Source organism: Lysinibacillus sp. NPDC093712, assembly GCF_050280025.1.
In the GTDB taxonomy this organism is placed as follows: Bacteria; Bacillota; Bacilli; order Bacillales_A; family Planococcaceae; genus Lysinibacillus.
Genome location: NZ_JBNNUU010000001.1, coordinates 261,038 through 287,785 on the forward strand (window position 1 = coordinate 261,038; position 26,748 = coordinate 287,785).

Annotated in this window: 23 protein-coding genes and 1 pseudogene; 19 read left to right on the plus strand and 5 right to left on the minus strand. The window is 38.5% G+C overall.

Annotation, left to right across the window (positions count from 1 at the left end; translation table 11 throughout):
* The first annotated feature begins 2 nt into the window (after window positions 1-2).
* The gene (locus ACQKNX_RS01340; RefSeq protein WP_427427226.1) at window positions 3-1,559 is read left to right on the plus strand and encodes an SPFH domain-containing protein; all 1,557 of its coding nucleotides are present in this window, start codon (window positions 3-5) and stop codon (window positions 1,557-1,559) included.
* A gap of 275 nt (window positions 1,560-1,834) precedes the next feature.
* On the opposite strand, the gene ACQKNX_RS01345 is transcribed toward ACQKNX_RS01340, so the two are convergent.
* Together ACQKNX_RS01345 and ACQKNX_RS01350 are read right to left on the minus strand one after the other, a co-directional pair.
* Window positions 1,835-2,371: a GNAT family N-acetyltransferase gene (locus tag ACQKNX_RS01345; RefSeq protein WP_427427227.1), complete on the minus strand. Its 537-nt coding sequence runs from the start codon at window positions 2,369-2,371 to the stop codon at window positions 1,835-1,837.
* Window positions 2,372-2,396: 25 nt separating this feature from the next.
* On the minus strand, window positions 2,397-3,221 hold the full coding sequence (locus ACQKNX_RS01350; RefSeq protein ID WP_427427228.1) for a methyl-accepting chemotaxis protein: 825 nt from the start codon (window positions 3,219-3,221) through the stop codon (window positions 2,397-2,399).
* A gap of 310 nt (window positions 3,222-3,531) precedes the next feature.
* On the opposite strand from ACQKNX_RS01350, the gene ACQKNX_RS01355 reads away from it, so the two are divergent.
* The 4 genes from ACQKNX_RS01355 to ACQKNX_RS01370 all read left to right on the plus strand — a co-directional run bounded on the left by ACQKNX_RS01355 (window position 3,532) and on the right by ACQKNX_RS01370 (window position 8,775).
* Window positions 3,532-4,743, plus strand: a complete 1,212-nt coding sequence (locus tag ACQKNX_RS01355) for an MFS transporter (protein WP_427427229.1) — start codon at window positions 3,532-3,534, stop codon at window positions 4,741-4,743.
* 193 nt (window positions 4,744-4,936) lie between these two features.
* The gene (locus tag ACQKNX_RS01360) at window positions 4,937-5,593 is read left to right on the plus strand and encodes a TetR/AcrR family transcriptional regulator (RefSeq protein WP_427427230.1); all 657 of its coding nucleotides are present in this window, start codon (window positions 4,937-4,939) and stop codon (window positions 5,591-5,593) included.
* Between the two features lie 101 nt (window positions 5,594-5,694).
* On the plus strand, window positions 5,695-8,013 hold the full coding sequence (locus ACQKNX_RS01365; protein ID WP_427427231.1) for an ABC transporter permease: 2,319 nt from the start codon (window positions 5,695-5,697) through the stop codon (window positions 8,011-8,013).
* Window positions 8,014-8,016: 3 nt separating this feature from the next.
* Window positions 8,017-8,775: an ABC transporter ATP-binding protein gene (locus ACQKNX_RS01370; protein WP_427427232.1), complete on the plus strand. Its 759-nt coding sequence runs from the start codon at window positions 8,017-8,019 to the stop codon at window positions 8,773-8,775.
* A 161-nt stretch (window positions 8,776-8,936) separates the two neighbouring features.
* On the opposite strand, the gene ACQKNX_RS01375 is transcribed toward ACQKNX_RS01370, so the two are convergent.
* The gene (locus tag ACQKNX_RS01375) at window positions 8,937-9,719 is read right to left on the minus strand and encodes an enoyl-ACP reductase FabI (protein WP_401008326.1); all 783 of its coding nucleotides are present in this window, start codon (window positions 9,717-9,719) and stop codon (window positions 8,937-8,939) included.
* Window positions 9,720-10,814: 1,095 nt separating this feature from the next.
* Window positions 10,815-11,063, minus strand: a complete 249-nt coding sequence (locus tag ACQKNX_RS01380; protein ID WP_173478432.1) for a ferredoxin — start codon at window positions 11,061-11,063, stop codon at window positions 10,815-10,817.
* A 105-nt stretch (window positions 11,064-11,168) separates the two neighbouring features.
* Between ACQKNX_RS01380 and ACQKNX_RS01385 the strand changes: the two genes are divergently transcribed.
* From ACQKNX_RS01385 to ACQKNX_RS01415, 7 genes are all read left to right on the plus strand, one after another.
* Complete coding sequence (locus ACQKNX_RS01385; RefSeq protein WP_427427233.1) at window positions 11,169-12,197, plus strand: helix-turn-helix domain-containing protein; 1,029 nt, start codon at window positions 11,169-11,171, stop codon at window positions 12,195-12,197.
* Complete coding sequence (locus ACQKNX_RS01390) at window positions 12,198-13,640, plus strand: RecQ family ATP-dependent DNA helicase (RefSeq protein ID WP_427427234.1); 1,443 nt, start codon at window positions 12,198-12,200, stop codon at window positions 13,638-13,640.
* An 88-nt stretch (window positions 13,641-13,728) separates the two neighbouring features.
* Window positions 13,729-14,445: a LysM peptidoglycan-binding domain-containing protein gene (locus ACQKNX_RS01395; protein ID WP_340825236.1), complete on the plus strand. Its 717-nt coding sequence runs from the start codon at window positions 13,729-13,731 to the stop codon at window positions 14,443-14,445.
* A gap of 159 nt (window positions 14,446-14,604) precedes the next feature.
* On the plus strand, window positions 14,605-15,360 hold the full coding sequence (locus ACQKNX_RS01400; protein ID WP_427427235.1) for a metallophosphoesterase: 756 nt from the start codon (window positions 14,605-14,607) through the stop codon (window positions 15,358-15,360).
* Between the two features lie 144 nt (window positions 15,361-15,504).
* Window positions 15,505-16,467, plus strand: coding sequence for a YpdA family putative bacillithiol disulfide reductase (locus ACQKNX_RS01405; RefSeq protein ID WP_427427236.1), 963 nt, complete (start codon window positions 15,505-15,507; stop codon window positions 16,465-16,467).
* A gap of 72 nt (window positions 16,468-16,539) precedes the next feature.
* The gene (locus ACQKNX_RS01410) at window positions 16,540-17,100 is read left to right on the plus strand and encodes a glycerol-3-phosphate acyltransferase (protein ID WP_427427237.1); all 561 of its coding nucleotides are present in this window, start codon (window positions 16,540-16,542) and stop codon (window positions 17,098-17,100) included.
* 4 nt (window positions 17,101-17,104) lie between these two features.
* Window positions 17,105-18,646, plus strand: coding sequence for an aminotransferase class V-fold PLP-dependent enzyme (locus tag ACQKNX_RS01415; protein ID WP_427427238.1), 1,542 nt, complete (start codon window positions 17,105-17,107; stop codon window positions 18,644-18,646).
* 166 nt (window positions 18,647-18,812) lie between these two features.
* Here ACQKNX_RS01415 and ACQKNX_RS01420 read toward each other — a convergent pair whose 3' ends face one another.
* Window positions 18,813-19,781, minus strand: a complete 969-nt coding sequence (locus tag ACQKNX_RS01420; RefSeq protein ID WP_173478440.1) for an asparaginase — start codon at window positions 19,779-19,781, stop codon at window positions 18,813-18,815.
* Between the two features lie 81 nt (window positions 19,782-19,862).
* Here ACQKNX_RS01420 and prsW point away from each other — a divergent pair, with 81 nt between their 5' ends.
* The 7 genes and pseudogenes from prsW to ACQKNX_RS01455 all read left to right on the plus strand — a co-directional run.
* Window positions 19,863-20,537 (plus strand): glutamic-type intramembrane protease PrsW, encoded by a 675-nt coding sequence (prsW, locus tag ACQKNX_RS01425; RefSeq protein WP_173478441.1) that lies wholly within the window; start codon window positions 19,863-19,865, stop codon window positions 20,535-20,537.
* 98 nt (window positions 20,538-20,635) lie between these two features.
* Window positions 20,636-21,481 (plus strand): spore cortex-lytic enzyme, encoded by an 846-nt coding sequence (sleB, locus tag ACQKNX_RS01430; RefSeq protein WP_427427239.1) that lies wholly within the window; start codon window positions 20,636-20,638, stop codon window positions 21,479-21,481.
* A gap of 16 nt (window positions 21,482-21,497) precedes the next feature.
* Window positions 21,498-22,781, plus strand: coding sequence for a PepSY1/2 domain-containing protein (locus ACQKNX_RS01435; RefSeq protein ID WP_427427240.1), 1,284 nt, complete (start codon window positions 21,498-21,500; stop codon window positions 22,779-22,781).
* Between the two features lie 85 nt (window positions 22,782-22,866).
* Complete coding sequence (locus tag ACQKNX_RS01440; RefSeq protein WP_427427241.1) at window positions 22,867-23,526, plus strand: flagellar brake protein; 660 nt, start codon at window positions 22,867-22,869, stop codon at window positions 23,524-23,526.
* 83 nt (window positions 23,527-23,609) lie between these two features.
* Complete coding sequence (gene cmk / locus ACQKNX_RS01445; protein ID WP_340825223.1) at window positions 23,610-24,284, plus strand: (d)CMP kinase; 675 nt, start codon at window positions 23,610-23,612, stop codon at window positions 24,282-24,284.
* 102 nt (window positions 24,285-24,386) lie between these two features.
* Window positions 24,387-25,523, plus strand: coding sequence for a 30S ribosomal protein S1 (gene rpsA / locus ACQKNX_RS01450; protein ID WP_427427242.1), 1,137 nt, complete (start codon window positions 24,387-24,389; stop codon window positions 25,521-25,523).
* Between the two features lie 669 nt (window positions 25,524-26,192).
* Window positions 26,193-26,474 (plus strand): annotated as a pseudogene (locus ACQKNX_RS01455) (transposase); the annotation flags it as partial.
* Between the last annotated feature and the right edge of the window lie 274 nt (window positions 26,475-26,748).

Sequence of the window (26,748 nt, forward strand, 5' to 3'; positions counted from 1 at the left end):
TTATGTCGATGGAGATTTTGATTGTTCTAGGAATTGTAGCATTTATTTTAATCGCTCTTGTGGCACTATATGTAACAAAGTATCGTACAGCGGGTCCTGATGAAGCACTGATTGTAACGGGTAGCTATCTTGGCTCAAAAAATGTACATAAAGATGAGTCAGGAAATCGAATTAAAATTATTCGTGGGGGCGGTACATTTGTCTTCCCGATTTTCCAACAAGCTCAACCATTAAGCTTACTATCAAGTAAATTAGAAGTTACAACACCTGAAGTTTATACGGAACAGGGTGTTCCAGTAATGGCAGACGGTACAGCAATTATTAAAATTGGTGGTTCGATTTCAGAAATCGCTACTGCAGCTGAGCAGTTTTTAGGCAAGCAAAAGTCAGAACGTGAAGGGGAAGCACGTGAAGTATTGGAAGGGCATTTACGTTCTATTTTAGGCTCCATGACGGTTGAGGAAATTTATAAAAACCGTGATAAATTCTCGCAGGAAGTACAACGTGTAGCTTCTCAAGATTTAGCGAAGATGGGTCTTGTCATTGTTTCCTTTACAATAAAAGATGTGCGTGATAAAAATGGCTATCTTGATTCACTTGGTAAGCCAAGAATTGCACAAGTTAAACGAGATGCAGATATTGCAACTGCTGAAGCAGATAAAGAAACGCGTATTAAGCGTGCAGAAGCATCGAAAGAAGCGCAAAAGGCTGAGCTTGAACGTGCAACAGAAATTGCGGAAGCGGAAAAAGAAAATCAATTAAAGGTGGCGGAATTCCGTCGTGAGCAAGATGTTGCAAAAGCTCGTGCCGACCAAGCGTATGAATTAGAAACGGCACGTGCTAAACAGGAAGTAACGGAACAAGAAATGCAAATTCGCATTATCGAACGTCAAAAGCAAATTGAGTTAGAAGAAAAAGAAATTTTACGTCGTGAAAAGCAATACGATTCAGAAGTGAAGAAAAAGGCAGACGCTGATCGTTATGCTATAGAGCAAAATGCAGAAGCTGAAAAAATGCGTGAGCTTGCACAAGCAGATGCAGAGAAATATCGTATTGAGTCGTTAGCAAAAGCAGAAGCGGAGAAGATTCGTTTAGATGGTATCGCGAAAGCGGATGCTGAGCGAGCGCAAGGTGAAACAGAAGCCGATATTATTCGCCTACGAGGTCTTGCAGAAGCTGAAGCGAAACGTAAAATTGCAGAAGCCTTCGAGTACTACGGTCAAGCAGCTGTTCTTGATATGGTTGTTCGCATGATGCCAGAGTACGCGAAAGAACTTGCAAGTCCACTAGGCAATATCGATAAAATTACAGTTGTTGATACTGGTGGCGGAGAAGGCGGAAGTGGTGCCAATAAGGTGACTTCTTATGCCACGAACTTAATGTCAACACTACAGGAAACATTAAAGGAAACGTCAGGTATTGATGTGAAGGAATTAATCGAAAGCTATGCTGGTAAGCATACATTGAGACCAGAGCTAGAGCGTATTGCGACAGAGCTAGTGAAACAGCCAGAACCTGTTGCTACTGCAGAAAAACAAAAAGAAACAGTTGAACAATAACCATTAGAAAAAGTGTTAGATTGACGGCCGTCAATCTAACACTTTTTTGTATTGTCGTTGATGTTCGCTACGGCGGTTTATTGTGTGTTACGTGGCGTGCGTTCCCATAGGAGTCTACGCTTCCGCTGCCATCAACTAATGCTCTCTGCTAATTTTTAATTCACTTCAAAAAAAGGAATAATTAAGATTTTATTGCTTTTGAATAACGGAAATTTACTAACATCTTGTCAACACTCTATCAGCAATCTATCTCATTACATTGTAGGTATCGCCGTTTATTTCCACTCACTCGCAAGCATGCCGTAAACGACGTGGTCGACGTAGTGGTCGTATAGCCACTCTGCAGCACGAATTGTTCCTTCTGTTGTGAGATTAAGTCGTTCAGGGATAGCCCTGCTCTTTGAGTTGCCCACAGCAGCACGGATTTCAACCTTATTTAGTTGTAGTTCGTCAAACGCATATTGTAATAATGCTTGTACTGTTTTGGTCATTATGCCATGGCCTTGAGCGTCTTTACCTAGCCAATAGCCGATTGCTGCAATTTTATTAGTATAATTAATAGTATTAAAGCCCGCGATTCCTACAATTTTACCGCGGAAAATAATAGCTAGCGACATGCTGCTTTTTGCTTCGTAGCCCGCAATACAGCCTTCTATATAGCTTTTTGTATCCGAAAGCTCTTTTGTGAAATCTAACCACGGTAACCATTCTCGTAAATATTCTCTCGAATTATCTGTTAGCGCGAAAACAGCCTCTGCATCATCTAAAGTGACTGTTCGTAACGATAATTCATGATTGATAATAATTTCCATACTATTGCCGCCTCAATTCTATATTTTATTTCAAAGCATTATGCATAAAGCCCTTCATTTCTTGACTTAGCGTCGTTAGTTCTTCAATAATTTCACTAAAATCTTGTACAAGTTGGGCCTGTTCATTTGTTGCATCATTGATTTGTCCCATATTTTGCTTTAGATTATCAAGATTTCTATTAATATTGCGAAGTGAAGCTTCGATATTTTCCGTTGCACTAGAAGTCTCAAATGAAAGTTTTCTGACTTCCTGTGCTACGATATTAAAACCTGCTCCATGCTGACCTGCGCGAGCCGCTTCAATCGATGCGTTTAAGCCAAGTAAATTTGTTTGACGAGAAATACTTTTTATTAAATCTGTAACATCATTTGTTTTTTCAGAATCCTCAAGCGCGTGTTGCGCCTGTTTGTTAATTTCCTCACTCGTTGCTGCTAACTCTTCTGAATGGGAGGCGATAGTATGTACTTTATCTTGAAGATTATTCACGATATTATCCATTGTATTCATATAACGTTCGAGTTTGAGCTCATTATCAATTGGTAAACCAAAGGCTAGTGCCCCAATAACTTTACCATTTTCTCGAATCGGAAATGCAAAAGCGTTGATGGCAATGCCGTATACGTCCTCGGGAATGATGACATCTGCATTTTTTCCAGCAAAGGCGATAAACACATTTTGATCATTCGCATTTACTTTTTGTCCATCCACATAACCTGTGTCTACACGTTTGCCTGCTAAATATTTTACAACTGTTTCGCTTTCCTTCTCAATGACAGCTACAATCGCTTCCTCTTTTAATGCAAGATGGATATAGTGCGCGGATAGAGCTAAAGCTTCAATCATTTTCATGAGATACCTCCAAGTCTTTATAAAAACATTGATTTCTAGATTATTCCTTCACTGTAGCATACTAAATGCTAATTCAAAATAGTAAAAACATTCATTTAACAGAAAAAAGATATTTTTCTATGGCATATGTATTATTTAAAAAATTAGTGACACAGAATTATGATTTCTATGAAATTGTCAAATAAAAATAGAGGGACAAAAAGAAAAGTTCGTATAGTTTGTCTAAAATTTGACAACCTTCCAGTGTTTTTTACAGAATGTTGTATTAGAATAATAGATAGATAGGACTCGTCACTGGAAGGAGATAGAGATGGACTATATAGAGAAGGGAACAAAAGCATTTAACAGAGCAAATTGGGCTTTATTTTTAGCAGGGTTTATTACCTTTGCGAACTTATATGTATCGCAACCGTTACTACCGACGTTTGCCGAAGAGTTTCATGTCTCACCAGCAGTTGCAAGTTTGTCATTATCGGTAACTACATTGGCACTATCGATTAGTATGATAATTGTCGGCTCGTTATCTGAAGCTTGGGGAAGAAAGTCGTTAATGACAATATCTATATTTGCAGCATCTGCTTTAACGTTAGCACTAGCTTTTTCACCAAACTTTGAAACTATATTAGTATTGCGTGTTATTCAAGGGGTTGTGTTTGCTGGGCTACCAGCTATTGCTATGGCTTATTTAGGTGAGGAAATTGCTCCGACTAGTTTAGGCGTTGCGATGGGGCTTTACATAAGCGGCAATTCTGTAGGGGGGCTAAGTGGTCGTGTCATTATAGGTACGTTGACAGACTTGTATAACTGGCAAGTTGGCATGATTGTGCTTGGTATAATTAGTTTGATGATAAGTGTGTTATTTATATGGATGCTACCGAATTCCAAAAATTTTACGGCACGGCCGTTACAAATAAAGGCGCTAACAAAATCACTTATTCAGCATTTAAAGGATCCATCTATGCTTTGTTTATTTGGTATCAGCTTTGTGTTAATGGGAAGTTTTGTGACACTTTACAACTATATTGGTTTTAAATTAATGGCACCACCATATAATTTAAGTGCCACCATTGTCGGGTGGATATTCGTTATTTATTTAGTAGGGACATTTAGCTCGGCATGGTTTGGCAGTTTGGCCGATCGGTTTGGGCGTCAAAAAATGTTATTGTTAGCAATTGCTATTATGCTTGCAGGTGCAATTATTACATTACAAGGTCTTCTTTCGTTAAAAATATTAGGTATTACAGTTTTTACATTTGGATTTTTTGCGGCCCATTCAATAGCGAGTGGCTGGGTAAGCAAACGTGCCACTCATGATAAGGCACAAGCATCATCACTGTATTTATTTTTTTATTATTTTGGCTCGAGTGTGGGTGGAACCGCAGGGGGTGTGTTTTGGATGCACTTCGGCTGGGTAGGCGTAATCGCAATGATAACAGTATTTTTAGTCATTGCTTGTGTGCTAACATTTGTATTAAAGAGCGTCATTGCGAAACAACGGTTAATTATCGACTTAGTAAAGTGAAGTATTAAGTTGATAGAACCATTTTATTTTTCATATGACGGAAAATTGAACAATCACCTCAGCTCTAACTGTTCGTAGAGAGGGGGTGATTTTTTATCCCCTCGAAAACAATATTTAGCATATATTATTGACAAAATGGAAAGTTGTACCATAAAATGGTATAGACAGACAGTCGGTCAGTAAGGGGGAAGAAATGCGAAAAGAAGCTGAAGAGCGTCGAAACGAAATACTGGATGTAGCTGATAAGCTTTTCGGTCAAAAAGGTTTTGATAGCACAAGTACAAACGAAATTCTAGAAAAAGTAGGTATTGCACGGGGTACGCTGTATTATCACTTTAAGTCGAAAGAGGATATTATGGATGCGTTGATTGAACGCTATACGGTGCAAATTTTAGAATCTGCCAAAAAAATTGCTGCAGATAAGAATATATCCGTCTATGAGCGTATTATAGGCGTTGTCATGGCATTGAATATTAGTGACGGTAACGGCAAAGAAGTAATAGAGCATATGCATAAGCCACAGAATGCTCTTATGCATCAGAAAATACAAAAAGTTATAGTTAACGAGGTTCCACCAGTATTAACGGGGATTATTCGTGAAGGTATTGAGCAAGGACTATTTCATACGCCATATCCGTATGAGTGTATGGAAATGATTGTTGCATATACCAATACTGTTTTTGATGGTGCGATGGTCAATTTGACGAATGTTGAGTTCGCCGGTCGAATACAAGCATTAATATTTAACGTCGAACGACTTTTAGGAGTTGAAAGTGGAAGTCTTATGCACATGATGAGGATGTTTGACAGTGGAAAAGGAGGCAGCCGAGTTGAGAAAAATACAGATTAATTCGGCTGTTTATCAGGAAATTCCTTTTTTCTTAGGTCAGGAAGGCTAGTTGGTGGGGGTATGTTTTTCAATCTGTTAAAAATCTCGAACAGAGGTGACGTATGTATTACAGAATAATCCGCAATGATATTTCAAATAGCAAACTAATTTCGCTAACAACAATGATATTTGTTGCGGTCGCGGCTATGCTTGTTGCGCTATCAGCGATACTTGTTGTAAATCTTTCGGGGGCGTTAGATACACTTATGAAGCAGGCGAAAACCCCGCATTTTATGCAAATGCATGTAGGTGATATTAATACAGTACGACTTAAAGGATTTGCTGAACAGCATAGTAACGTCCAAGATTTTCAAGTGCTTGAGTTTCTTAATATTGACGGCTCGCAAATTATTTTAGGCAATAGTTCGTTAGTAAATAATGTTCAGGATAATGGTTTTAGCATTCAAAGTGAGAAATTCGATTACCTGTTGGATCTTGATGGGAATATTATCAACGCATCTGATGGTGAGCTTTATGTTCCATTACGTTATATGAAGGAAAACAATGTAAAGGTCGGGGACATTGCGGCGATAAGTGGGCAATCATTCACTGTTGCAGGATTTCTAAGAGATTCACAGATGAATTCCATGCTCTCCTCTTCGAAGAGATTTCTTATTAGTAAAAATGATTATGCAGGCATAAAAGATTTTGGCCGTACGGAATATTTAATTGAGTTTAGATTAAAGGATTTATCGTCTCTCGGCGAATTTGAAAACGCCTATGCTTCCGCTGGACTTGAAGCGAATGGACCGACGATAACATTTCCATTGTTTAAAACGATTAATGCACTTTCAGACGGGATGATGATAGCAATCATACTTCTTATAAGTGTACTAGTCGTAGCCATTGCATTTATGTGCATTCGTTTCACCCTCCTTGCGAAAATCGAAGTAGACTACCGCGAGATTGGTGTTATGAAGGCAATCGGATTACCAGTCTCAGACATAAAGAAGATATATCTTGCAAAATATGCAGCCATTGCGTTGGCAGGTAGTGTTATCGGCTATGTATGTTCCTTATTGTTCAAAAACATGCTTCTTGAAAATATCAGGCTTTATATGGGGGAAAGCGACAATTCTTCTCTTGCATCGCTTTTCGGAATAATTGGTATAGTTATTGTATTTTTTGCAATTATTGCTTATGTAAATGGGGTGTTGAAACGCTTTCGTAAAATTTCCGCTGCTGAAGCAATACGCCATGGCATTTCCCAAGAAAAAAATGGTGCTACAAGGAGGTTTTACTTGAGCAGCAACCGTCTCTTTAACACAAATATTTTTCTTGGCATTAAAGATGTACTGTCAAGAAAAAGACTTTACGCCACAATGCTAACAGTGCTTGTAATTTCGGCATTTATCATGATTGTTCCACTAAACCTTTACAACACGATTTCCTCAAATAACTTCATCAAGTATATGGGTATTGGAAACTACGATATGCGTATTGACATTCAGCAGACTGATAATATTTCTCAAAAAACTGAACAAATTTTATATACCATAAACAACGACAGTACCATTTCAAAGCATACTGTTCTTTCGACAAAAACATTTAAAGTAAAAATGGAAGAAGGAACAGAGCGGAATATAAAAATCGAACTTGGTGACCATTCGATCTTTCCAATAAAATATTCAACTGGGAGGGCACCCGTTTCACAAAATGAAATTGCACTTTCAGAGTTAAATGCCGATGAGCTTAGTAAAAAAATAGGCGATAGTATGATACTTATCATTGCAGGAAAGGAGCAAAATTTCACGATAAGCGGCATTTATTCCGATATTACAAACGGTGGAAAAACCGCAAAGGCTATATTTAATGATAATTCTACAGACATGATGTGGAGTGTTATTAGCGTGGAATTTTCCGATAAAGCTGTGCTGGATAGTAGAATGATTGAGTATACAAATCGCTTTACCTATGCAAAAGTTTCAGACATTAATGATTACGTCTTACAAACTTTCGGCTCAACAATGGATGCAGTTGGAAAGGCTTCACGTGCCGCAATTGCCGTGGCGCTATTTATTACTGTATTAGTTACGATATTGTTTATGAAAATGCTTATCGTAAAGGATAGATACTCTATTGCTGTAATGAAAGCGTTAGGTTTTACAAATTCAAATATTACGTCACAGTATGCCGCCCGTTCATTATTCGTTCTAATGATTGGAATTGTTGTTGGTACAGTTCTTGCTAACACGCTCGGAGGATTACTAGCAGGCGCGGTTATCTCTTCTTTTGGGGCTTCGTCATTTACATTTTCGGTCAATCCGTTAGCGGCGTACTTACTTTGTCCGCTCCTGATGGCATGCTCGGTACTAATTGCAACAATTATTAGTACTTCTGGGGCTGGGAAAATAAAAATATCCGAAAATATAAAGGAGTAGTTTATGAAAAAAATGATTATCGGAGACAATATTGTAAAATCTTTCGGTGCAGGAGAAAAAAAGCACAATGTTCTCAATGGTGTGTCCGTTGAAATCAACGAGGGGGAATTCGTTGCCATTATGGGTCCATCTGGCTCAGGGAAATCTACACTTATGTATGCAGTAAGTGGAATGGATAGCATTGACACTGGAAAGGTGTCTTTTGATGGAATGGATTTGTCAATACTTAGTGAACAGGAGCTAGCCGATTTACGGAGAACAAAAATGGGGTTTGTTTTTCAGCAGCCGACTTTACTTAAAAACTTAAATATTATGGATAATATCATACTTCCTTCAATGCGAGATAACAGAAAAAGAGTTGATAAGATTACAAAAAAAGCAAGAGCGCTTATGAAAAAGGTAGGTATAAGCGATCTTGAAAAACGTGATATTACACAAGTTTCGGGAGGACAGCTACAACGTGCAGGTATTTGCCGCGCACTAATAAGCAATCCTAAAATTATTTTTGGTGATGAGCCGACTGGTGCGCTTAATTCAAAATCAGCACAGGAAATAATGGACATCATTACTGAAATTAATGCAGAAGGGACAGCGGTGCTGCTTGTAACGCATGATCCAAAGATTGCAGCAAGGACAGATCGTATACTGTTTATGTGTGACGGAAAAATAGTTGATGAGGTACACTTTAACCGACTTACTGACACAAATATTGAAGACAAAATGGAAAAGATTCTAGAGGAAATGCGGAAAATCGGCATATAATTTCTATCTTTAGTAGTAAATAAAATTACAAGAGAATACTAGTTGATGGTAGCGGAGGTGAGTGACTCCTGCGGGAACGCACGCGCTGTAGCGGACATCAACGGATGCAACAGAAAAAGTGTGAGATTGATTGTGGTCAATCTCACACTTTTTGTCTTTTATTAACCCATAATATTGTAGCCAGCATCGATGTAGATTGTTTCGCCAGTTACCCCACGTGATAGGTGAGATAACATTACGATTGTCATATCAGCTACTTCATCTTGTTGAACATTGCGTTTTAACGGCGCTGTTTCTTCGATTTTGTGTAAAATCGTATTGAATGAAGGAACACCTTTTGCCGCAAGTGTACGAATAGCACCAGCAGAAATTGCATTTACACGGATATTGTCTTGACCAATATCAGCAGCTAAGTAGCGCATTGACGCTTCTAATGCAGCTTTGGCAACACCCATTACGTTATAGCCATCAAGTACGCGTTCAGCGCCTAAATAACTCATCGTTACAATAGAGCCACCTTCTGTCATGTACGGGTGTGCTGCTTTTGCAGTTGAAATAAGCGAGTACGCACTTGTATCTTGAGCGAATGCATAGCCATCGCGTGTTGTTTCTAAAAAGCGATTGTGTAAGTCTTCTGCATTGGCAAATGCTACAGAGTGAACAATACCGTGGATAACGCCAACTTTTGCACCGATTGTATCGAAGGCTGCTTTTGTGCTTTCATCACTATTAACGTCACATTGTACGACAAATGCATCTGCTTGGCCGTAGTTTTCAAGTTGCTTTTGTAATTTTTTTAATGAACGTTCTTGGCGATACGTGAAAATAACATTTGCACCTACGTCAAATAAACGTTTTGCAATACCCCAAGCAATACTGCGGTCGTTTGCAACACCCATTACGACAATGTTTTTATCTTTTAATTGTAATAAATTGTCCATCATTTATAAGAACCCCTTTACGAAATAATATCTGTTATTAGTACCAACTACTAAAATCTTATCATACATAAATTATGGTTGCAATAACAAGATGAAAAGAGCTTACAATTTCATTTAAAATTACATATACCCACTTTTTATCTTAATACCAAAATACAAATAAAACTCAAACAAAAAGGCATCCTTCATTGGATGCCTTTTTGTTTAAAACTAATATAGGGATGACTACTGCCGTTGATTTCCGCTATGGGCGGTCGCTTTCCGCGGGCACATCGTAAGCCGCAACCCTCGCTAACGCGCGGTCTGTTGCATCTTACGTACTGTGCTGTTCCCGCAGGAGTCGCCCGCCCTCCGCTCCAATCAACTTTATATGTATTGCTAACAGTCTACTATAAACGAAGGAAGGGTATCGCCAATATAAATCGAGTTCAGACAGTATGGTCAAAACGATAGTAAGAACCCTTTTTTAAAAAAATTAATATAGAAGTGATGACTACTGCCATTGATTTCCGCTACGGGCGGGCGCTTTCCGCGGGCACACCGTAAGCCGCAACCCTCGCTAACGCGCGGTTTGTTGCGTCTTACGTTTTGCGCTGTTCCCGCAGGAGTCGCCCGCCCTCCGCTCCAATCAACTAGTGTCAACACGCTTTTTCAAAGGAAAAAGTGAAAATACAGTACGATTATCGCACTTATGATTATATATGATAGTCGTCTGCTCTAATCATTAAATAAATTTAGAGGTCTACTGCCGTTGATTTCCGCTACGGGCGGTCGCTTTCCGCGGGCACATCGTAAGCCGCAACCCTCGCTAACGCGCGGTCTGTTGCGTCTTACGTTTTGTGCGTTCCCGCAGGAGTCGCCCGCCCTCCGCTCCAATCAACTTTATATGTATTGCTAACAGTCTACTATAATGGCAACTTGGACATGGCAAATAGCTTCATAGAGAGGGGATGCTCGAAGCGTATGGCAAGAACGAAAGTAAGACCCATTTTTTACTATAAAAATAACAAAAGGGATTAAGATTTCTATTCTTAATCCCTTTTGTTGACAAGCTGAAGCATCCAATGAAGGATGCCTTTATTTAGTAATGATGTTTTACTATTCGAATTTTAAAGAGTCGCCATCAAAAGGTTCTTCAGCCACTTTGATAGAATCTGTTGGGCAACCTTCAAAAGCGTCTTGCATGTCTTCTAGTAGATCTTCTGGAACTTCAGCAGTTCCCATGTTATCATCTAAAATAACGAAGGCAATTCCTTCATCATCATAATCATAAATATCGGGTGCTGCGGCTCCGCATGCGCCACAAGCGATGCATGTATCTTTATCAACAATTGTGTATTTAGCCATTTCTTTCTCTCCTTTTACGATGGTCCTACAAAGCTTCATACTCATTTTAAAGATGTTTAACTTACATTTCAACCTAATACTATTAAATTGGAGGAATTTGCTTCAATGTTTTATCAAATTTTATTGCAAATCTTTCAAAAACTTAATAATGAACGAACAGTTTCTGCGGCTTATCATATCCTTAGAGGAAAGCGTTCAGGTCAGACAATTCAAGATGTTGGACTGTTTCAGCTACATAACTTTTTTGGATTACTCCCAAAGCTACCACGTGCGATATTTGACGAGGCTGTAGCAACCTTTTTGCAATATAGTTGGTTAAGTATGCAGGATTCTGGTCATTATTCCATGAAAAAGCTCGGTTTACAGCGAGCAGAGCAAACATCTGCTTTTTTATTTGACGGCTGGCATTATCGAGGAAATGAGCATGTATTTTTTGCTCGTCTTTCTTTAGTCGTCCAAAGTCTGTCTTATCAAAAAGAGGGGATTCGTTCATTTTCTCCTATTAGTAAGGATGCCCAAGTTCAGTCATGGGTACGTAAGTTTTTGCAGGACTATCAGTATCAATCAGGAAAATTGCAAAAACAACTACTTGAAGAGTGTCTTCGTGTATTAGCTACCTTACCTGTATCAGATAATAATAAACAACTTGTTCTTTATCGATTAAGTGGCCATAGTTTACCTGGTTGGACATGGCAGCAGCTTTCTAGTGAACGTAAGGAAACTGTGCTTGATAGTCAATTAGCATTTATCGAATTACTACATACATTAATGAATGAAGTGCATGCAACAAATAATTACCCGTTACTTGGCCAAATGGTTGAGGAACTTCGGGTTAAAGCGTTGCTGACTGATTCTGCACAGCAAACTGCCATTTTATATGAACAAGGATATTCAATTGAACAAATTGTACAAATAAGAAAATTGAAACAAAGTACGATTGAGGATCATTTAGTAGAGTTAGCGATGAATGAACCGAACTTTTCGATTGGCCCATTCGTCTCATATGAAGAAGCGGAAAAAGTTTGGCAGGCTTCCAAGCAATACCAAACAAAAAAATTAAAGGCATTGCATGAAGTAGTAAAAGATTTGAGTTATTTCCAGCTGAGACTTGTCCTCGCGAAAGGGGAAGTATAAATGGAACTAGAGCAAACATTAGCTAAGCACTTTGGCTATACAACATTCCGACCAGGTCAAAAGGAAGTAATTGAAGCAATTCTTGATGGAAAAGATGTAATTGCGTTATTGCCAACTGGCATGGGTAAATCACTGTGCTATCAACTGCCAGCATATATATTGCAAAAGCCAGTGTTAATCGTGTCACCTTTATTGTCTTTAATGCAGGACCAGGTAGAGCAACTTAAACGCTTTGGCGAAAAAAGAGTAGTAGCATTAAATTCATTTTTAGCAGCAGATGAAAAACGATATGCACTCCATTTTTTAGAACAGTATCGCTTTATTTTTACGTCACCAGAAATGCTTTTGCAACAACAGGTGCAGGAAAAACTCGCGAAAATGTCATTAAGTCTCATTGTCGTTGATGAAGCGCATTGTATATCGCAGTGGGGATTTGATTTTCGTCCAGATTATTTGCGAATTGGTGACTGGTTTTCGCGAAACAATCGCCCGCCAGTGTTAGCTTTGTCAGCGACTGCAACGCAAAAAGTAGTAAAGGATATTCATACGACACTGTCGCTGAACGCCCCGTTTCAATTTATGTATAACGTCGATCGTCCTAATATTCATCTTGGGCGTGTTGGATTTGAGGATAGGGCTGATAAGGCACGATGGATTTTAGAACATGTCAAAAAAACAGCTGGACCGGGTATTTTGTATATGTCATCACGTAAGCGTGCAGAGCAGTATTGTGAAACATTCATGCAAGCAGGTATTCGGGCAGCAGCCTATCATGCGGGGTATAGTGCAGAGGATCGTCAATTTATTCAACAGCAATTTATTGATGGAGAGTTAGATTGGATTGTGGCGACAAATGCTTTTGGTATGGGCATCAATAAGGCAAATATTCGACAAGTGATCCATGAAACAATGCCAGCCAATGTCGCTAATTATATGCAAGAAATAGGACGCGCAGGTCGTGATGGAAAACCAGCTCTTGCAATTTTACTTTATAGTGATGGTGACGAAGAGCTTGCGAAATTTGTTGTAACAGGCGATTTGCCGTCAGCAAGTCATGTCGACCGTTATCAAGAGCTTGTAATACAACATATCGAGCCATCGCAAATGTTGAAAAATGGTGAGTTGAGTGAAACTGCCTTTCGTGTGCTAGATTACTGGTACCATCAGGAATCTGTTCAGGAAGTGAAAGCGCGACTTAATTATTTTGCACTTGAAAAATATCAGGCGGTTGATGAAATGTTAAAAATTACTCAGACAAAAGGCTGTATTCGCGAGCAGCTTGTCGGGTATTTTGGGCAAAAATTGCAGAAAAAACCTGAAAACTGTTGTGAAAATTGTGGAATCTATTATGATGAAATCAATATAGTACGCGTTAAGGAAGAGAAAAAAGTAGACATGATTGCATGGGAAAGTCGATTAAAACAGCTTTTATTAAGCGATTAGACTATAATTGACGGTCATTTACTTTTTTCGCAAAATTCGTCATAATAGAATGATAGAAGAATGCGTAGCAAGGTTGGAGGAAAGTCGAATGAGTAAAGAAGACTATCGTGATAAAATCGAAGAACATCGTCAGTCATTTGAAGAAGAACAACAAGAACAGCAAAATCTATCGAGAGTTTCAAGAATGAATAAAAATGGAAGCAATAACAAAAAGCCGAAAAATACAAAACGTAAATCACCGTTAATGACGATACTTTTTGTTACATTTATTTTAATTCCATTAACTATATTAATTTATTTCGTGCAATTCTATGATCCTGGTAAAACAATTGAAGAAGCCGAAAAGGATACGCTGGATTCTGTTGTAGAAATTGATAAGACTGGTAGTAAAGCGGAAGCATCCACATCATCTGATAAAGACAAAGATGCTAAAGCAAACGACCAAGCCAAAGAACAGGCACAAAAAGACGCTGAAAAGTTAGCTGAACAACAAAAGGCTGCTGAAGAAGCGAAAAAAGCTGAAGAGGCGAAAAAAGCCGAGGAAGCTAAATTGGCACAGCAACAGGCTGAGGCAGCAAAAAAAGCAGAAGAAGCGAAAAAAGCTGAGCAAGCACGTAAAGCAGAACAAGAAAAGCAAAATGCTGCAAAAGCGAAAACACATACAGTTAAAGCAAATGAAAACCTATATCGTATTGCATTAAATTACTACGGTGATGGTAGTGAAGCAACATTAGCGAAAATCCGAGCGGCGAACGGTATGCCTAATGACACTGTATTTGTTGGGCAAGTCATTAAACTACCGTAAGAAAAATGGTGTCATTCTTTGGCAATGTTGTTTTTCTAGTATAAAATAAAGGACAAACGTCAACACCAATGAATGGTTGAGGCAAACGTCTGATTAGCAGAAAGGCGATTCTACAGCATAATGAATCGCCTTTTTGCTGTCATAAGGAGAAGTGAGGGAATGATATATATTGGACTATTTCTTTTAATAGTTATCGCCTTCCTACTCTATATGTGGAAGGTCGCGCACGAAAATAATGTGTTGCATCATCAATTATCACTCAAAGGTGAACAAGAAAAGATTCGACTATTTTTTATTTCAGATACGCATTTGCGAAAAATTAATCGTCCAATGATAGAACGATTAAAAGGTACATTTGATGCGGTAATAATTGGTGGAGATTTTGCAGATGGGCGCACTCCTATTCAACGTATCCATGACAATCTCGATTTATTGACACCGTTAGGACCGACTTATTTTATTTGGGGGAATAATGATAGAGAAGTAGGCGAGGAGCAATTTCGGGATATTTTACAACAACACAGTGTCGAAATTATTGCCAATGATGCTGTCTTATTACCTAAAAAGAATCGATTATGGCTAAGCGCTATTGAAGATACTTCTACGATGAAATATAGTTTTGATGCCGCTTTTGAAAAAGTTTGCGAGGATGATTTAGTCGTTTTTATTTCACATAATCCTGGTGTCTTTGCCAGAGTGCGTGCGAAATTTAGAGCTGACTTAATGATCGGTGGACATTTGCACGGTGGTCAAATAAGAGTTGGACCGTATGGTGTTCATCCGCTTGGTTCCTATCGAGAACGGGACGGTGTGATGACACTTGTGAGTAACGGCTATGGCACAACGCTATTGCCATTCCGTTTAGGAGCGAAACCTGAATGCCATATAATTGACATTGAAATTTCGGGTAAATAAACAACCAATATTGCGTAGAAGGCGTATAATATAGACGAGAGTTATTTTTTAAAATGTAGATGCCAAAAATGAGTATGTAATCTGCATGAAAGCGAAGCATCTGTGTTTAATACGCAGATGCCTATTTGATAGGAGTGTCAAACAATGCAACAAGTTGATGCAATAATTGTTGGAGGAGGCCCTTGTGGTTTAGCGGCAGCAATATCTTTACAAAAAATTGGTTTACGACCGATTGTCATTGAAAAAGGAAATATCGTAAATGCCATTTATAATTATCCAACACATCAAACTTTCTTTAGTACGAGTGAACGTTTAGCCATTGGTGACGTACCGTTCATTATTGAGGGGCGCAAGCCAAAGCGAAATCAAGCACTTGTTTATTATCGTGAAGTAGTGCGCTTGAAAAATATTCAAGTTAACCGTTTTGAAAAAGTCGGAAGTGTTATGAAAAATGGAGAGATTTTTACGGTAACGACCGATAAGGATGTATATGAAACTCCATATGTTGTAGTAGCAACAGGTTACTACGACCATCCTAACTATATGGATATTCCTGGTGAGGAATTACCGAAAGTTTACCATTACTTTAAAGAAGGACATGAATTTTTTGATACTGATGTCCTTGTAATCGGCGGGAAAAATTCAGCTGTAGATGCAGCATTAGAATTGAACAAGGCTGGAGCCCGTGTCACAGTTGTGTATCGTGGTAGTGAATATTCTCCAAGCGTTAAGCCGTGGGTTTTACCTGAATTTGACGGGGTTGTACGTAGTGGGGAAGTCACAATGCACTTTAATACAAATGTAGTAGAAATTCGAGAGCATGAAGTTGTAGTAAATATTGACGGTCGTCAAGAAGTATTAAAAAATGACTTTGTTTTTGCTATGACAGGCTATCACCCAGACCATTCATTTATTCGAGCGATGGGTGTTACAATTGATGAGGAAACAGGTCGACCATATTGTCAACCTGACACAATGGAGACAAATGTAGCAGGGCTATTTATTGCTGGGGTCATCGCAGCAGGCAATAATGCCAATGAAATTTTTATTGAAAATGGACGCTTCCATGGTGATTGTATCGCACAAACAATTGCAGAAAGAAGATAATATAAGAAGCTGTATAGGCGTGACTGCTTATACAGCTTCTTTTAGAATAGAGGCTATAAAAGGTGGGGGAAAATGACTTGGTTATATTGGATAATTAGCTATTTTATTGGAAACTTTTTGACTGCTTTTTTCGTTGGAAAAGTATATGGTGTCAATTTGCAAGAGGAACGCAGTAAAAACCTAGGTGCACGAAATGCAGGGAGTGTAATAGGTAAGGCTGCATTTATGTGGACATTTTTGGGGGATTCATTAAAAGGTGTTCTCGTTGTGTTACTAGGAAGTATTTGGCATCTGGAACAGTGGGCAATTATTGTAGGAGGCTGTCTCGTTATACTCGGACATATGTATCCCATTTGGCTGAAATTTAATGGGGGCAAGGGCGTGGCAACATTTATAGGAGTTGGGCTTGCCTTATCACCGACTATATTTTCCTTGATGATTGTCGGCACAGCAATTGTGTTTAGTGTAACAAGAAGCCTTACACTTGGCATGCTGGGTGGCTTTGTGTTTTACATTGGAGCAATTGTACTAACAGGTCAATTACCGCTATACATACCGATGCTAGCTGCAATTATTTGTATGTTGATTAATCATACATCCAATATTAAGGAGTCTTTAAGAAGAGGGAAGTGATTTTATGTACTGGTGTAAAGTCGCACAGACAGAAAAGGAATTTGATGCGATCGCGCAGTTGAATTATGAAACCTTTGTTGAAGAAATTCCACAGCATGAACCAAATACGATGAAAAGAAAAGTAGACCGTTTCCATCAAGAAAATACGTATTTAGTTGTTTATAAAGGAACTGAGCTTATTGGCATGTTAGCCTTTCGAGATCAACGACCGTTTTCAATTGATGAAAAAATTGGTGAAGTGGAGCAGTATTTACCAAAGGAAATTTGTACAAAGCTTTGTGAAATTCGCTTACTTGCAGTGAAAAAGCAATATCGTACAGGACGGGTATTATTAAGATTGACACAGGCGTTGAATGCTTTTGCTTATGAAAAAGGCTACTCAGCAGCTGTCATTTCGGGTACTACGCGTGAGGAAAAACTGTATAAGCAAATGGGCTTTACCCAATTCGCACCAGCAGTAGGTACAGCTGAAGCTATGTTTTTACCAATGGTATTAACGAGGCAACAATTCGAACAATCCTTACAACAAAAACTTGCACAAGAAAGTTTTACCTTTTACCCAGGGCCAGTTAAACAGCAAGGAGCTATTATGTATTCTGAGATGTCACACCGATCTCAAGCTTTTCAATCACTATATGAACGTATGCGCAGCAAGCTTCTCGAATTATCAAATGCCGCCCATATCGCTACATTAGTAGGAACAGGGACATTAGCGAATGAGGTGATGCTCGGACAACTCAAGGCACAAAAAGTGGGTCATGGACTTATTTTAACGAATGGGGAATTTGGAGAACGCCTTCACAAGCAGGCTGAGCGATGGTCATTAGATTTTGACGTCGTTACACAAGAGTGGGGAAGCGCATTTGATTTACAGTCATTGGAGGCTTTATTACAAACGGGTTCCTATCAATGGCTACTAATGGTGCACGGGGAAACTTCAACAGGTACATGTAATGATTTAGAAGGCATTTTACAATTAGTTAAGCGCTATAATTTAAAGCTATGTGTTGATTGTATTAGCTCATTTGGGGCAATGCCATTTTCATTAGCTGAATGCTACTTAGCTACAGCGGTGAGTGGTAAAGCGATTGGGGCACTTAGTGGCTTGTCATTTGTATTTTCACAACAACTTGTGGAGCCTTCCTCTACTATACCTGCTTACTTGGATTTAGCTAATTATCAGCAAGGTGTGATTCCCTCTACGTTACCAGCAGTGCTTATTGGTAATGTAGTAAATGCTTTACAAGCATATCCAGCTCGCTATTGTCAGCTACAACAGCACTATGAAGCGCTGTTGCAGCTACCATTTATGGACTATCGCTTAGCAACTACAGCGTATCCAATGATTTTGACAATACAATGCCCAAGGAAACTCACTAATTTATCAACCGATTTAAAATTAAACGGATTATTTGTCCATGGAGATAGTGAATATTTACGCAACCGAAATTTTATACAGTTGTCAGTAATCCAACCTGATTTTGAGTTAGCACTAAGTCGCTTACATGATCTGTTAACTTATTATGAGCAAACAGTAGATGAATAAGTTGCAATGTTTTATTAATATTAAATAATGATTTATCGGCGAGCTGCCGTCTTTATGAGCGGTTTCTCTCGATTTAATGGCGATTTAGCTTGTTTTATTGGCGTTATGACATGATTTAGTGGCGATTCACCTGTTTTTAGTGGCGTTTACGAGAAATTCATTGGACTTACTGGAAAAATTCCTTTAAGTCCAATGGATTTCCTTCTTTATTTAAACCAATTAGCAATTTTAATCGTGCTTTTTGTCCGTTAATGCCTGTCGCAAAAATTGCGCCTAAGTCTTCTAGCATTTTACCACCACCAACGTAACCATATACGCCTTCAGCAATGCCATTGAAGCAACGGGATACAAGCACAACAGGGATACCGCGTTCCAATAGACTTTCAATGCCCTTTACAACCGTTGGTGGAACATTTCCTTGTCCAAGTCCTTCAAGTACAACACCGTCATATTGACAGGCGAGGACAACGTCGAGTAAATCTACCTCCATCCCTGCATAAACTTTCAGCATGGCTACTCGTTTCGCTAAGCCCTGTATGTCTACATATTGGCGGCGAATCGGGGCATGATGAAACAAAATGCGCGATTTTGTAATAAGTCCGATTGGACCGTATTGTGGCGATTGAAACGTATTGACAGAACTAGTACTCGTTTTTGTAGTATTGACTGCTAGATGGACTTCGTCGTTCATTACTACGAGTACTCCTTTGTCCCGGGCTTCGTCATCTACAGCTACGCGAACTGCTTCAACTAAATTGTAGATGCCATCTGCACCTAACTCATTAGAGGAACGCATCGCACCTGTCAAGACAATGGGAATGGATAAATTGGTTGTCAACTCTAAGAAATATGCTGTTTCTTCTAATGTATCCGTGCCGTGTGTAATAACGACACCATCAAATTGTTCAGTTGAAGTTTTTTCCATAATTAAATTACGTAAACTAAGCATTTCTTTTGGTGTAATATGTGGTGAAGGAAGATTAAATGCCTCCACTTCCTTAATAGATGCAAGTGTATCTAATTTTTTACTTTCTTTTATTAGTGGATTTTCCTTGTTTGGCATGACCGCACCCTCTTCACTCATTGCCATGGAAATCGTTCCGCCAGTATGAATTAATAAAATTGTTTTTCTCATAAAAAATAAATCTCCTTTTTAAAAATTTTTGTCATTACATGGTATAATGTTATCAGTCTACTGTTGAAAGGAGCCGGCAACATGATCATTCTTTTATCAGCTGCCATTGCTCCAGGTCTAGCGCTTTTTAGTTACTTCTATTTGCGCAATCAAATGGCAACGGAGCCAAGAAAAACTTTACTTCAAACGTTTTTGTATGGTGCTTTTTTAACATTCCCTATCTTGTTTTTACAGTATGTATTAACAGAAGAAGGGGTTTTTCAATATCTTTATTTACAAGATGTACTATTTTCAAGTGTCATTGAAGAGTTTTTTAAATGGTTTGTTCTGTTAATAGCTATCTACAATCATGTAGAATTTGATGATCCTTATGATGGCATATTGTATGGTGCAAGTATATCTCTAGGGTTTGCTACGATTGAAAATGTATTGTATTTATTTTCTTTCGGTTTGAATACAGCATTCATGCGAGCATTATTACCCGTATCGAGTCACGCTCTGTTTGGAGTAGTAATGGGCTATTATTATGGTCGTGCAAAGTTTTCAAAGCATGCAAAGACGAAAGAAATGATTGCGATGGCCATTTGCGCACCCGTAGTATTACACATTTTATACAATACAATATTATCATTTAAAGGACATTGGGTATATTTAATGATACCGTTTATGCTATTTTTATGGTGGTTTGGTTTACGTAAAGTAAAGCTTGCACATTATCATCTTATCCAACATTTGCATATGCATAAAAAAATATGAAAGCGTAGGAATCTAAAAATGATTTCTACGTTTTTTCTATTTTATACATGTATAAAAAGTGCTGTTTGTTTCAAGCTATAAAAAAAGGAGTGATGATTGTGCGTTTAATAAGTATACTTTTTGCTTTCCTACTTGCGATTAGTATAGTCTCAATACCACAAAACAACGCAACAGCGTTTAGCGATCAACAAATTACCCGTGGTGCTTATGGAGATGACGTCATTGAGCTACAGGCTAGACTACAATACTTAGGATTTTATAAAAGTAAAATTGACGGGAAATTTGGCTACAACACTTACTGGGCATTACGAAATTTCCAAGAAAAATATGGAATACCAGTAGATGGAATAGCAGGCACAAAGACGAAAAAAGCGTTAGCAGGATATTCAGATTATGATGAAAACTGGGTGAAAGCGCAATTAAAAGCTGGCAATCAGTTTACCTATTATGGTGGCGTTCCACTTGATCAACAGGTGAAAAGTACTGGGAATACTGGGAATGCTGGGAATACTGGTGGTGGTACAGCAAATAATGAAAGCACTGGTAGTAGTAATAGTAATGGGACCGATACACAAATTCCACCAAAGTATACGGAACGTGATTTACAGCTAATCGCCAATGCAGTTTACGGAGAAGCTAGGGGAGAACCATATGAAGGCCAAGTAGCCGTAGCGGCTGTAATCTTAAATAGATTAGAAAGCCCTGATTTTCCTAATACGATTTCAGGTATTATTTTCCAACCTTTAGCGTTTACAGCAGTAGCGGATGGACAAATTTGGCTAGAACCGAACCAGCGTGCAAAAGAAGCGGTTATCGATGCAATGAATGGCTGGGATCCGTCAGAGAATGCATTGTATTATTTTAACCCTAAAACAGCAACAAGTAAGTGGATTTGGTCTCGTCCTCAAATAAAACAAATAGGTGAGCATATTTTCTGTTCATAAGAAAGGAGGAAAATAGATGAGAACAATGCTCGTTATTTTAACGATAGCAGTTATCGGTTTAGGAGCATACAGTATTGATTTACATGGAGATAAAGAAAGTTTACAACGTACAGTGCATGCGCAGTATACAGAAAAACTAACGGATGCCTCAGAAAAATTATCGTATTTACAAAGATCCGTTTCACAGTCCCTGTTATTTAAGGATGAACAGGCAATACACAGTGAGCTCGATTCTATTTGGCGACTAAGCTCTGAAGTGCGTTCATCTATTTCGAATATTCCAATTGGGCAAGAGCTTTCTAATCAGTGGCTGGGGTATTTAGGAAGACTTGGTGATGAAGCGAAAAAAACAGCGAAGTCCGGAGATTATGAAGCTTGGCGCGAAAAGATGCCACAAATTTCTACGAATTTACAAGCTTTATCTGACGAATGGACAACAGCAACTGTTGATTATTATAAACAAGATGGAAATATGGATGTCTGGATGCGTCAAGTAGACAATAAAAATCCTAATACAGGATTTGATAATATTAAGAAGACATTAAAAGATTATGGCGAAAGTGATTTCCCGCTTACATTGAGTGAATCAGATTGGCAGAAAAAATTAGACTTAAAAGCATTACAAGATTCAGTCATTACGGAAAAAGAAGCTTTAGAAAAAGTAAAATATTTATTCCCAATTATTAAAGATGCTACGTTTACTGTAACAAAAAGTAGTGATACAGCACCATATCCGTTTTACCACATACAGTTCCACCAAGGTATTCGCTTAGGCTATGTTGACTTAACTGAAAAGGGAGGACATTTACTATCTTATTTAGTTGAACGTCCTGTAGATGAGGCTAAGTTGTCACAAGAGGAAATTATTAAAAAAGCGGAAGAACATTTAAAGAGACTTGAGATGAAAGATGTTGCATTTGTTGAGTCACGTGAAAACCATTTAGCTTGGCATGTTACTTTTGCACGCGTTAATCCTGGTGATAATGCATTAATTTATGCAGACGGCGTTCAGTTAAAAATCGCAAAAGATAATGGTGAGTTACTTGGCGCAAATGCAATGGAATATATACAAGAAGAAGCGATAAAACCACAAAAAGCCATTCCAATTGATTGGAAAACTTTCTTTGATGACAATGTACGTGTAGAAGAAGTGAGAAATATTTATACGGATAACGGACAATTCGAGCAACGACTTTGCTATGAAGTTATTGCAGTTCGAGACGAACAAGCGCAAGAAACATTCCGAATTGTAGTGGATGCGGAAAATCACAATGTGTTAAAAGTAGAATATTTAACTTAAGTATAGAAAAAGCTCCCAGTTCATATAGCCAAAATTTACATCCCATGCAATAATAGAGGTATATATATTGTTCGGGGAGATGCTCATGGAAATAAAAATTGGTACACTACTACAACTTGAACCTACTTATACAGAACGTATTGAAAAATTCCGCTGTAAGGTGGTTGAACAAAGAGACAATATAATTTACATTGATTATCCAACAAATGTAATAACTAAAAAAACAGCTTTTTTAATAGATGGTTCAGAATTTAGAGCAACCTTTCGAACAGAAGATAAACAATCCTACGCCTTCAATACAGAAGTAATTGGACGCAAAGCAGGCAATATACCGATGATTATGTTGCATTGCCCACAAGAGGATGAGTTTATCAAAATTCAACGTCGTGAATACGTTCGTGTTGAGACACCTGTCGATGTGGCAGTTCAATTTAAAGATTATAAATACCAACTAGTAACAACGGATATAAGTGCAGGTGGACTCGCACTTATCTTAAAAGGTGATGTAGCCTTTAAAGATGACGATGACATTAAGTTAACGATTGCCTTACCATTTGCCAATGGTGATGTAAATTACGTCGTTACAGAAGCAGCAGTTGTTCGAATATTTGAAAAAGATGACAAGACAATTGCTACCATTCAATTAACGGATACGGATGATATTGATCAACAACATATCGTACGTTTTTGCTTTGAACGACAGCTATTAAATCGCCGTAAAGAAATAAATCCATTCGATGATTAAATTCACAGTAGCCCTCTTGCTTGTAGAGGGCTTTTTTTTGTTAGTATGTTACAATATGGTGTGAAAGAAAGTAGGGAAGCATAATGAACAAAAACATTCAAATTGCGATTGATGGTCCTGCAGGTGCTGGCAAAAGTACAATCGCGAAAATCGTTGCAGAATCACTAGGATTCACGTATATCGATACGGGAGCAATGTATCGAGCAGTTACGTATAAAGCAATGCAACAAAACATACATTTAGATGATGAAGCAAAATTAGCAGAAATGTTAGCAGCTAGCTCAATTGAATTAAAGCCTTCTCCTCAAGGTCAACTTGTTTTTTTAGATGGCGAAAACGTATCTGATGCAATTCGCTCCAATGAAGTGACATCTTCTGTTTCGCAAGTAGCAGCACATGCCAAAGTGCGTGAATTGTTAGTAGCGCAGCAGCAAAAACTTGCCGCAAATGGTGGTGTTGTCATGGATGGACGTGATATTGCTACACATGTGTTAAAAAATGCAGAACTTAAAATTTTTATGTCTGCTACTGTAGAAGAACGTGCAAGACGCCGCTATATTGACAATGAAAAACGTGGGATAGCGTCTTCAATAGAAAAGCTCCAAGAAGATATTGCTTTACGCGATAAAATGGATAGTGAGCGTGAAGCTTCACCATTGATTCAAGCAGCGGATGCTATTTATTTAGACACAACGGAGCTATCAATTGATGCCGCAGCGCAAGCCATTTTAAAATTAGCACAAGAAAAAATGGTATAAATCCTAAAATTTCAGACATTTTTTGAATTTAAAGGATTTATTTTTGTCTTTGTCTTCAATATCGAATAAAATAGTAAGGGAAGATGCGAAGGAGGGTTACATATGTCTGAAGAAATGAACTATGCAGAACAAACGTTTAACGAAGGTGATATCGTCAAAGGTATTGCAGAGCAGGTTGATGAAAAAGCAGTAACTGTTTCAATTCCGGGTGCACCGTTTGACGGTATCGTACCAATAAGTGAATTATCGAGCTTACACATTGAAAAAGCGTCTGACGCTATCTCCGTTGGGGATGAGTTAGAATTGATGATTACAAAGGTTGAAGAAGAAAACTATGTATTATCAAAACGTAAAGTAGATGCCTTAAAAGCATGGGATACACTAGAACAACAATTTGCTGCTGGAGAAATTTTCGAAGCGGAAGTAAAGGATATTGTTAAAGGTGGTCTTGTTGTAGATTTAGGAGTACGTGGGTTCGTTCCAGCATCCCTAGTAGAAGATTATTTTGTCGATAATTTTGAAGATTATAAAGGGAAAGTACTAAGTTTTAAAATTGTCGAGCTTGATAAAGAAAAAAATCGCTTAATTTTATCACATCGCGCAGTAGTAGAATCAGAGAAAGCCTCTCAGAAGAAAAATGTTATTAATCAAATCAAAGCTGGCGATGTATTAGATGGTAAAGTGCAACGTATAGCATCATTTGGTGCATTTATTGATCTTGGTGGTATCGATGGACTTGTCCATATTTCACAAGTATCACATGAGCATGTGAGTGATGTCAGTGAGGTATTATCAGAAGGACAAGAAGTAAAAGTTAAGGTTCTTTCAGTAGACCCAGAGAATGAGCGTATTTCGTTATCGATTAAGGATACAGTTCCTGGACCTTGGTCGAATATTGAAGAGCGTGCTGCGAAAGGCACTGTACTTGTAGGCAAAGTAAAACGCCTGACGTCATTCGGTGCTTTTGTAGAAGTGTTCCCTGGAGTGGAAGGTTTAGTGCATATTTCACAAATTGCGCATAAGCATATTAACACGCCTCATGAAGCGTTGAAAGAAGCGCAAGAGGTACAAGTGAAGGTGCTAGATGTCAACGTTGACGAAGGGCGCCTTGCATTAAGTATTAAAGATTTATTGGAAAATCCAGAGGCGGAAGAAGTAATCGACTATGAATTACCAGAAGAAAACACAGGCTTCTCTCTTGGTGATGTAATTGGCGACCAACTGAAAAACTTTAAATAATAACAAACTGCGAGGATACAATCGTATCCTCGCTTCAGACTGTAGACAAACTCGAAAAATTTCGAGTTTGTCTACAGTCTTTTTTCATTTACATTAAAAATAGATGACTACTGCCGTTGATTTCCGCTACGGGCGGGCGCTTTCCGCGGGCACACCGTAAGCCGCAACCCTCGCTAACGCGCGCTCTGTTGCGTCTTACGTACTGTATGTTCTGAGCAGGATTCGCCCGACCTCCACTCCAATCAACTTTATATGTATTGCTAGCAGTCTACTATAAATGAAGGAAGAGTATGCCAATATAAATCGAGTCCGGACAGTATGGTCAAGACGATAGTAAGAACCTTTTTTTAAAAAAAATAATATAGAAGTGATGACTACTGCCGTTGATTTCCGCTACGAACGGGCGCTTTCCGCGGGCACACCGTAAGCCGCAACCCTCGCTAACGCGCGCTCTGTTGCGTCTTACGTACTGTATGTTCTGAGCAGGATTCGCCCGACCTCCGCTTCAATCAACTTGATATGTAATGCTAACAGTCTACTATCAATAAAATAATCTATTTGAGGTGATGGATCTAGAGGCAGCGCTTGATTTTTCGTTTCTATCCATTAGTGGAAAACCTCTATTCATCTTTAGGTCGCCCAAGTATATAAATCGAATCCGTCAATTTGTGCCCATTGTTATCACAAGGTACAGAATGCAAGAATCATCAAAAACTTATTCAACGACATATATGGGAAACATACGTGGAAGAAGCTGAACATTTGCGACATTCAGATGACATCAAACAAATTTATGCAAAGCGCAAAGAAACGATTGAACGTGTCTTTGTTGCTGCAAAAGAAAAGTATGGTATGCGATGGACAACCTTAAGAGGCCTTAAAAAATTGTCCATGCAAGCGATGTTTACTTTTGCTGCCATGAATTTGAAAAAGCTGGCTACTTGGACATGACAAGCTGCAACGAGCATACAATCGTATCCTCGCTTTATTTTATCTAAAGTTTTTTTCATTTAGTTTCCGTTGATTTTCGCTGCGGGCGGGGCTTTCCGTTCAGCATATCGTAAGCCACAACAGGATAAACAAGCTGGAGCCATGCCTGCTAAAAAGGAAACGCTTGGAACAAAAAATAACGGTTATATTAAAGAGAAAGCTAAAAAGTACTCTCCATGATGGATATGTTATGATATAATGGCATTTTTCGTGTATAATAGCGAAAGACAAGAAG

Coding starts and splice junctions, on each gene's coding strand:
- ACQKNX_RS01340 (WP_427427226.1), top strand. CDS start 3: ATGTCGATGGAGATTTTGATTGTTCTAGGAATTGTAGCATTTATTTTA.
- ACQKNX_RS01345 (WP_427427227.1), bottom strand. CDS start 2,371: ATGGAAATTATTATCAATCATGAATTATCGTTACGAACAGTCACTTTA.
- ACQKNX_RS01350 (WP_427427228.1), bottom strand. CDS start 3,221: ATGAAAATGATTGAAGCTTTAGCTCTATCCGCGCACTATATCCATCTT.
- ACQKNX_RS01355 (WP_427427229.1), top strand. CDS start 3,532: ATGGACTATATAGAGAAGGGAACAAAAGCATTTAACAGAGCAAATTGG.
- ACQKNX_RS01360 (WP_427427230.1), top strand. CDS start 4,937: ATGCGAAAAGAAGCTGAAGAGCGTCGAAACGAAATACTGGATGTAGCT.
- ACQKNX_RS01365 (WP_427427231.1), top strand. CDS start 5,695: ATGTATTACAGAATAATCCGCAATGATATTTCAAATAGCAAACTAATT.
- ACQKNX_RS01370 (WP_427427232.1), top strand. CDS start 8,017: ATGAAAAAAATGATTATCGGAGACAATATTGTAAAATCTTTCGGTGCA.
- ACQKNX_RS01375 (WP_401008326.1), bottom strand. CDS start 9,719: ATGATGGACAATTTATTACAATTAAAAGATAAAAACATTGTCGTAATG.
- ACQKNX_RS01380 (WP_173478432.1), bottom strand. CDS start 11,063: ATGGCTAAATACACAATTGTTGATAAAGATACATGCATCGCTTGTGGC.
- ACQKNX_RS01385 (WP_427427233.1), top strand. CDS start 11,169: ATGTTTTATCAAATTTTATTGCAAATCTTTCAAAAACTTAATAATGAA.
- ACQKNX_RS01390 (WP_427427234.1), top strand. CDS start 12,198: ATGGAACTAGAGCAAACATTAGCTAAGCACTTTGGCTATACAACATTC.
- ACQKNX_RS01395 (WP_340825236.1), top strand. CDS start 13,729: ATGAGTAAAGAAGACTATCGTGATAAAATCGAAGAACATCGTCAGTCA.
- ACQKNX_RS01400 (WP_427427235.1), top strand. CDS start 14,605: ATGATATATATTGGACTATTTCTTTTAATAGTTATCGCCTTCCTACTC.
- ACQKNX_RS01405 (WP_427427236.1), top strand. CDS start 15,505: ATGCAACAAGTTGATGCAATAATTGTTGGAGGAGGCCCTTGTGGTTTA.
- ACQKNX_RS01410 (WP_427427237.1), top strand. CDS start 16,540: ATGACTTGGTTATATTGGATAATTAGCTATTTTATTGGAAACTTTTTG.
- ACQKNX_RS01415 (WP_427427238.1), top strand. CDS start 17,105: ATGTACTGGTGTAAAGTCGCACAGACAGAAAAGGAATTTGATGCGATC.
- ACQKNX_RS01420 (WP_173478440.1), bottom strand. CDS start 19,781: ATGAGAAAAACAATTTTATTAATTCATACTGGCGGAACGATTTCCATG.
- prsW (WP_173478441.1), top strand. CDS start 19,863: ATGATCATTCTTTTATCAGCTGCCATTGCTCCAGGTCTAGCGCTTTTT.
- ACQKNX_RS01435 (WP_427427240.1), top strand. CDS start 21,498: ATGAGAACAATGCTCGTTATTTTAACGATAGCAGTTATCGGTTTAGGA.
- ACQKNX_RS01440 (WP_427427241.1), top strand. CDS start 22,867: ATGGAAATAAAAATTGGTACACTACTACAACTTGAACCTACTTATACA.
- cmk (WP_340825223.1), top strand. CDS start 23,610: ATGAACAAAAACATTCAAATTGCGATTGATGGTCCTGCAGGTGCTGGC.
- rpsA (WP_427427242.1), top strand. CDS start 24,387: ATGTCTGAAGAAATGAACTATGCAGAACAAACGTTTAACGAAGGTGAT.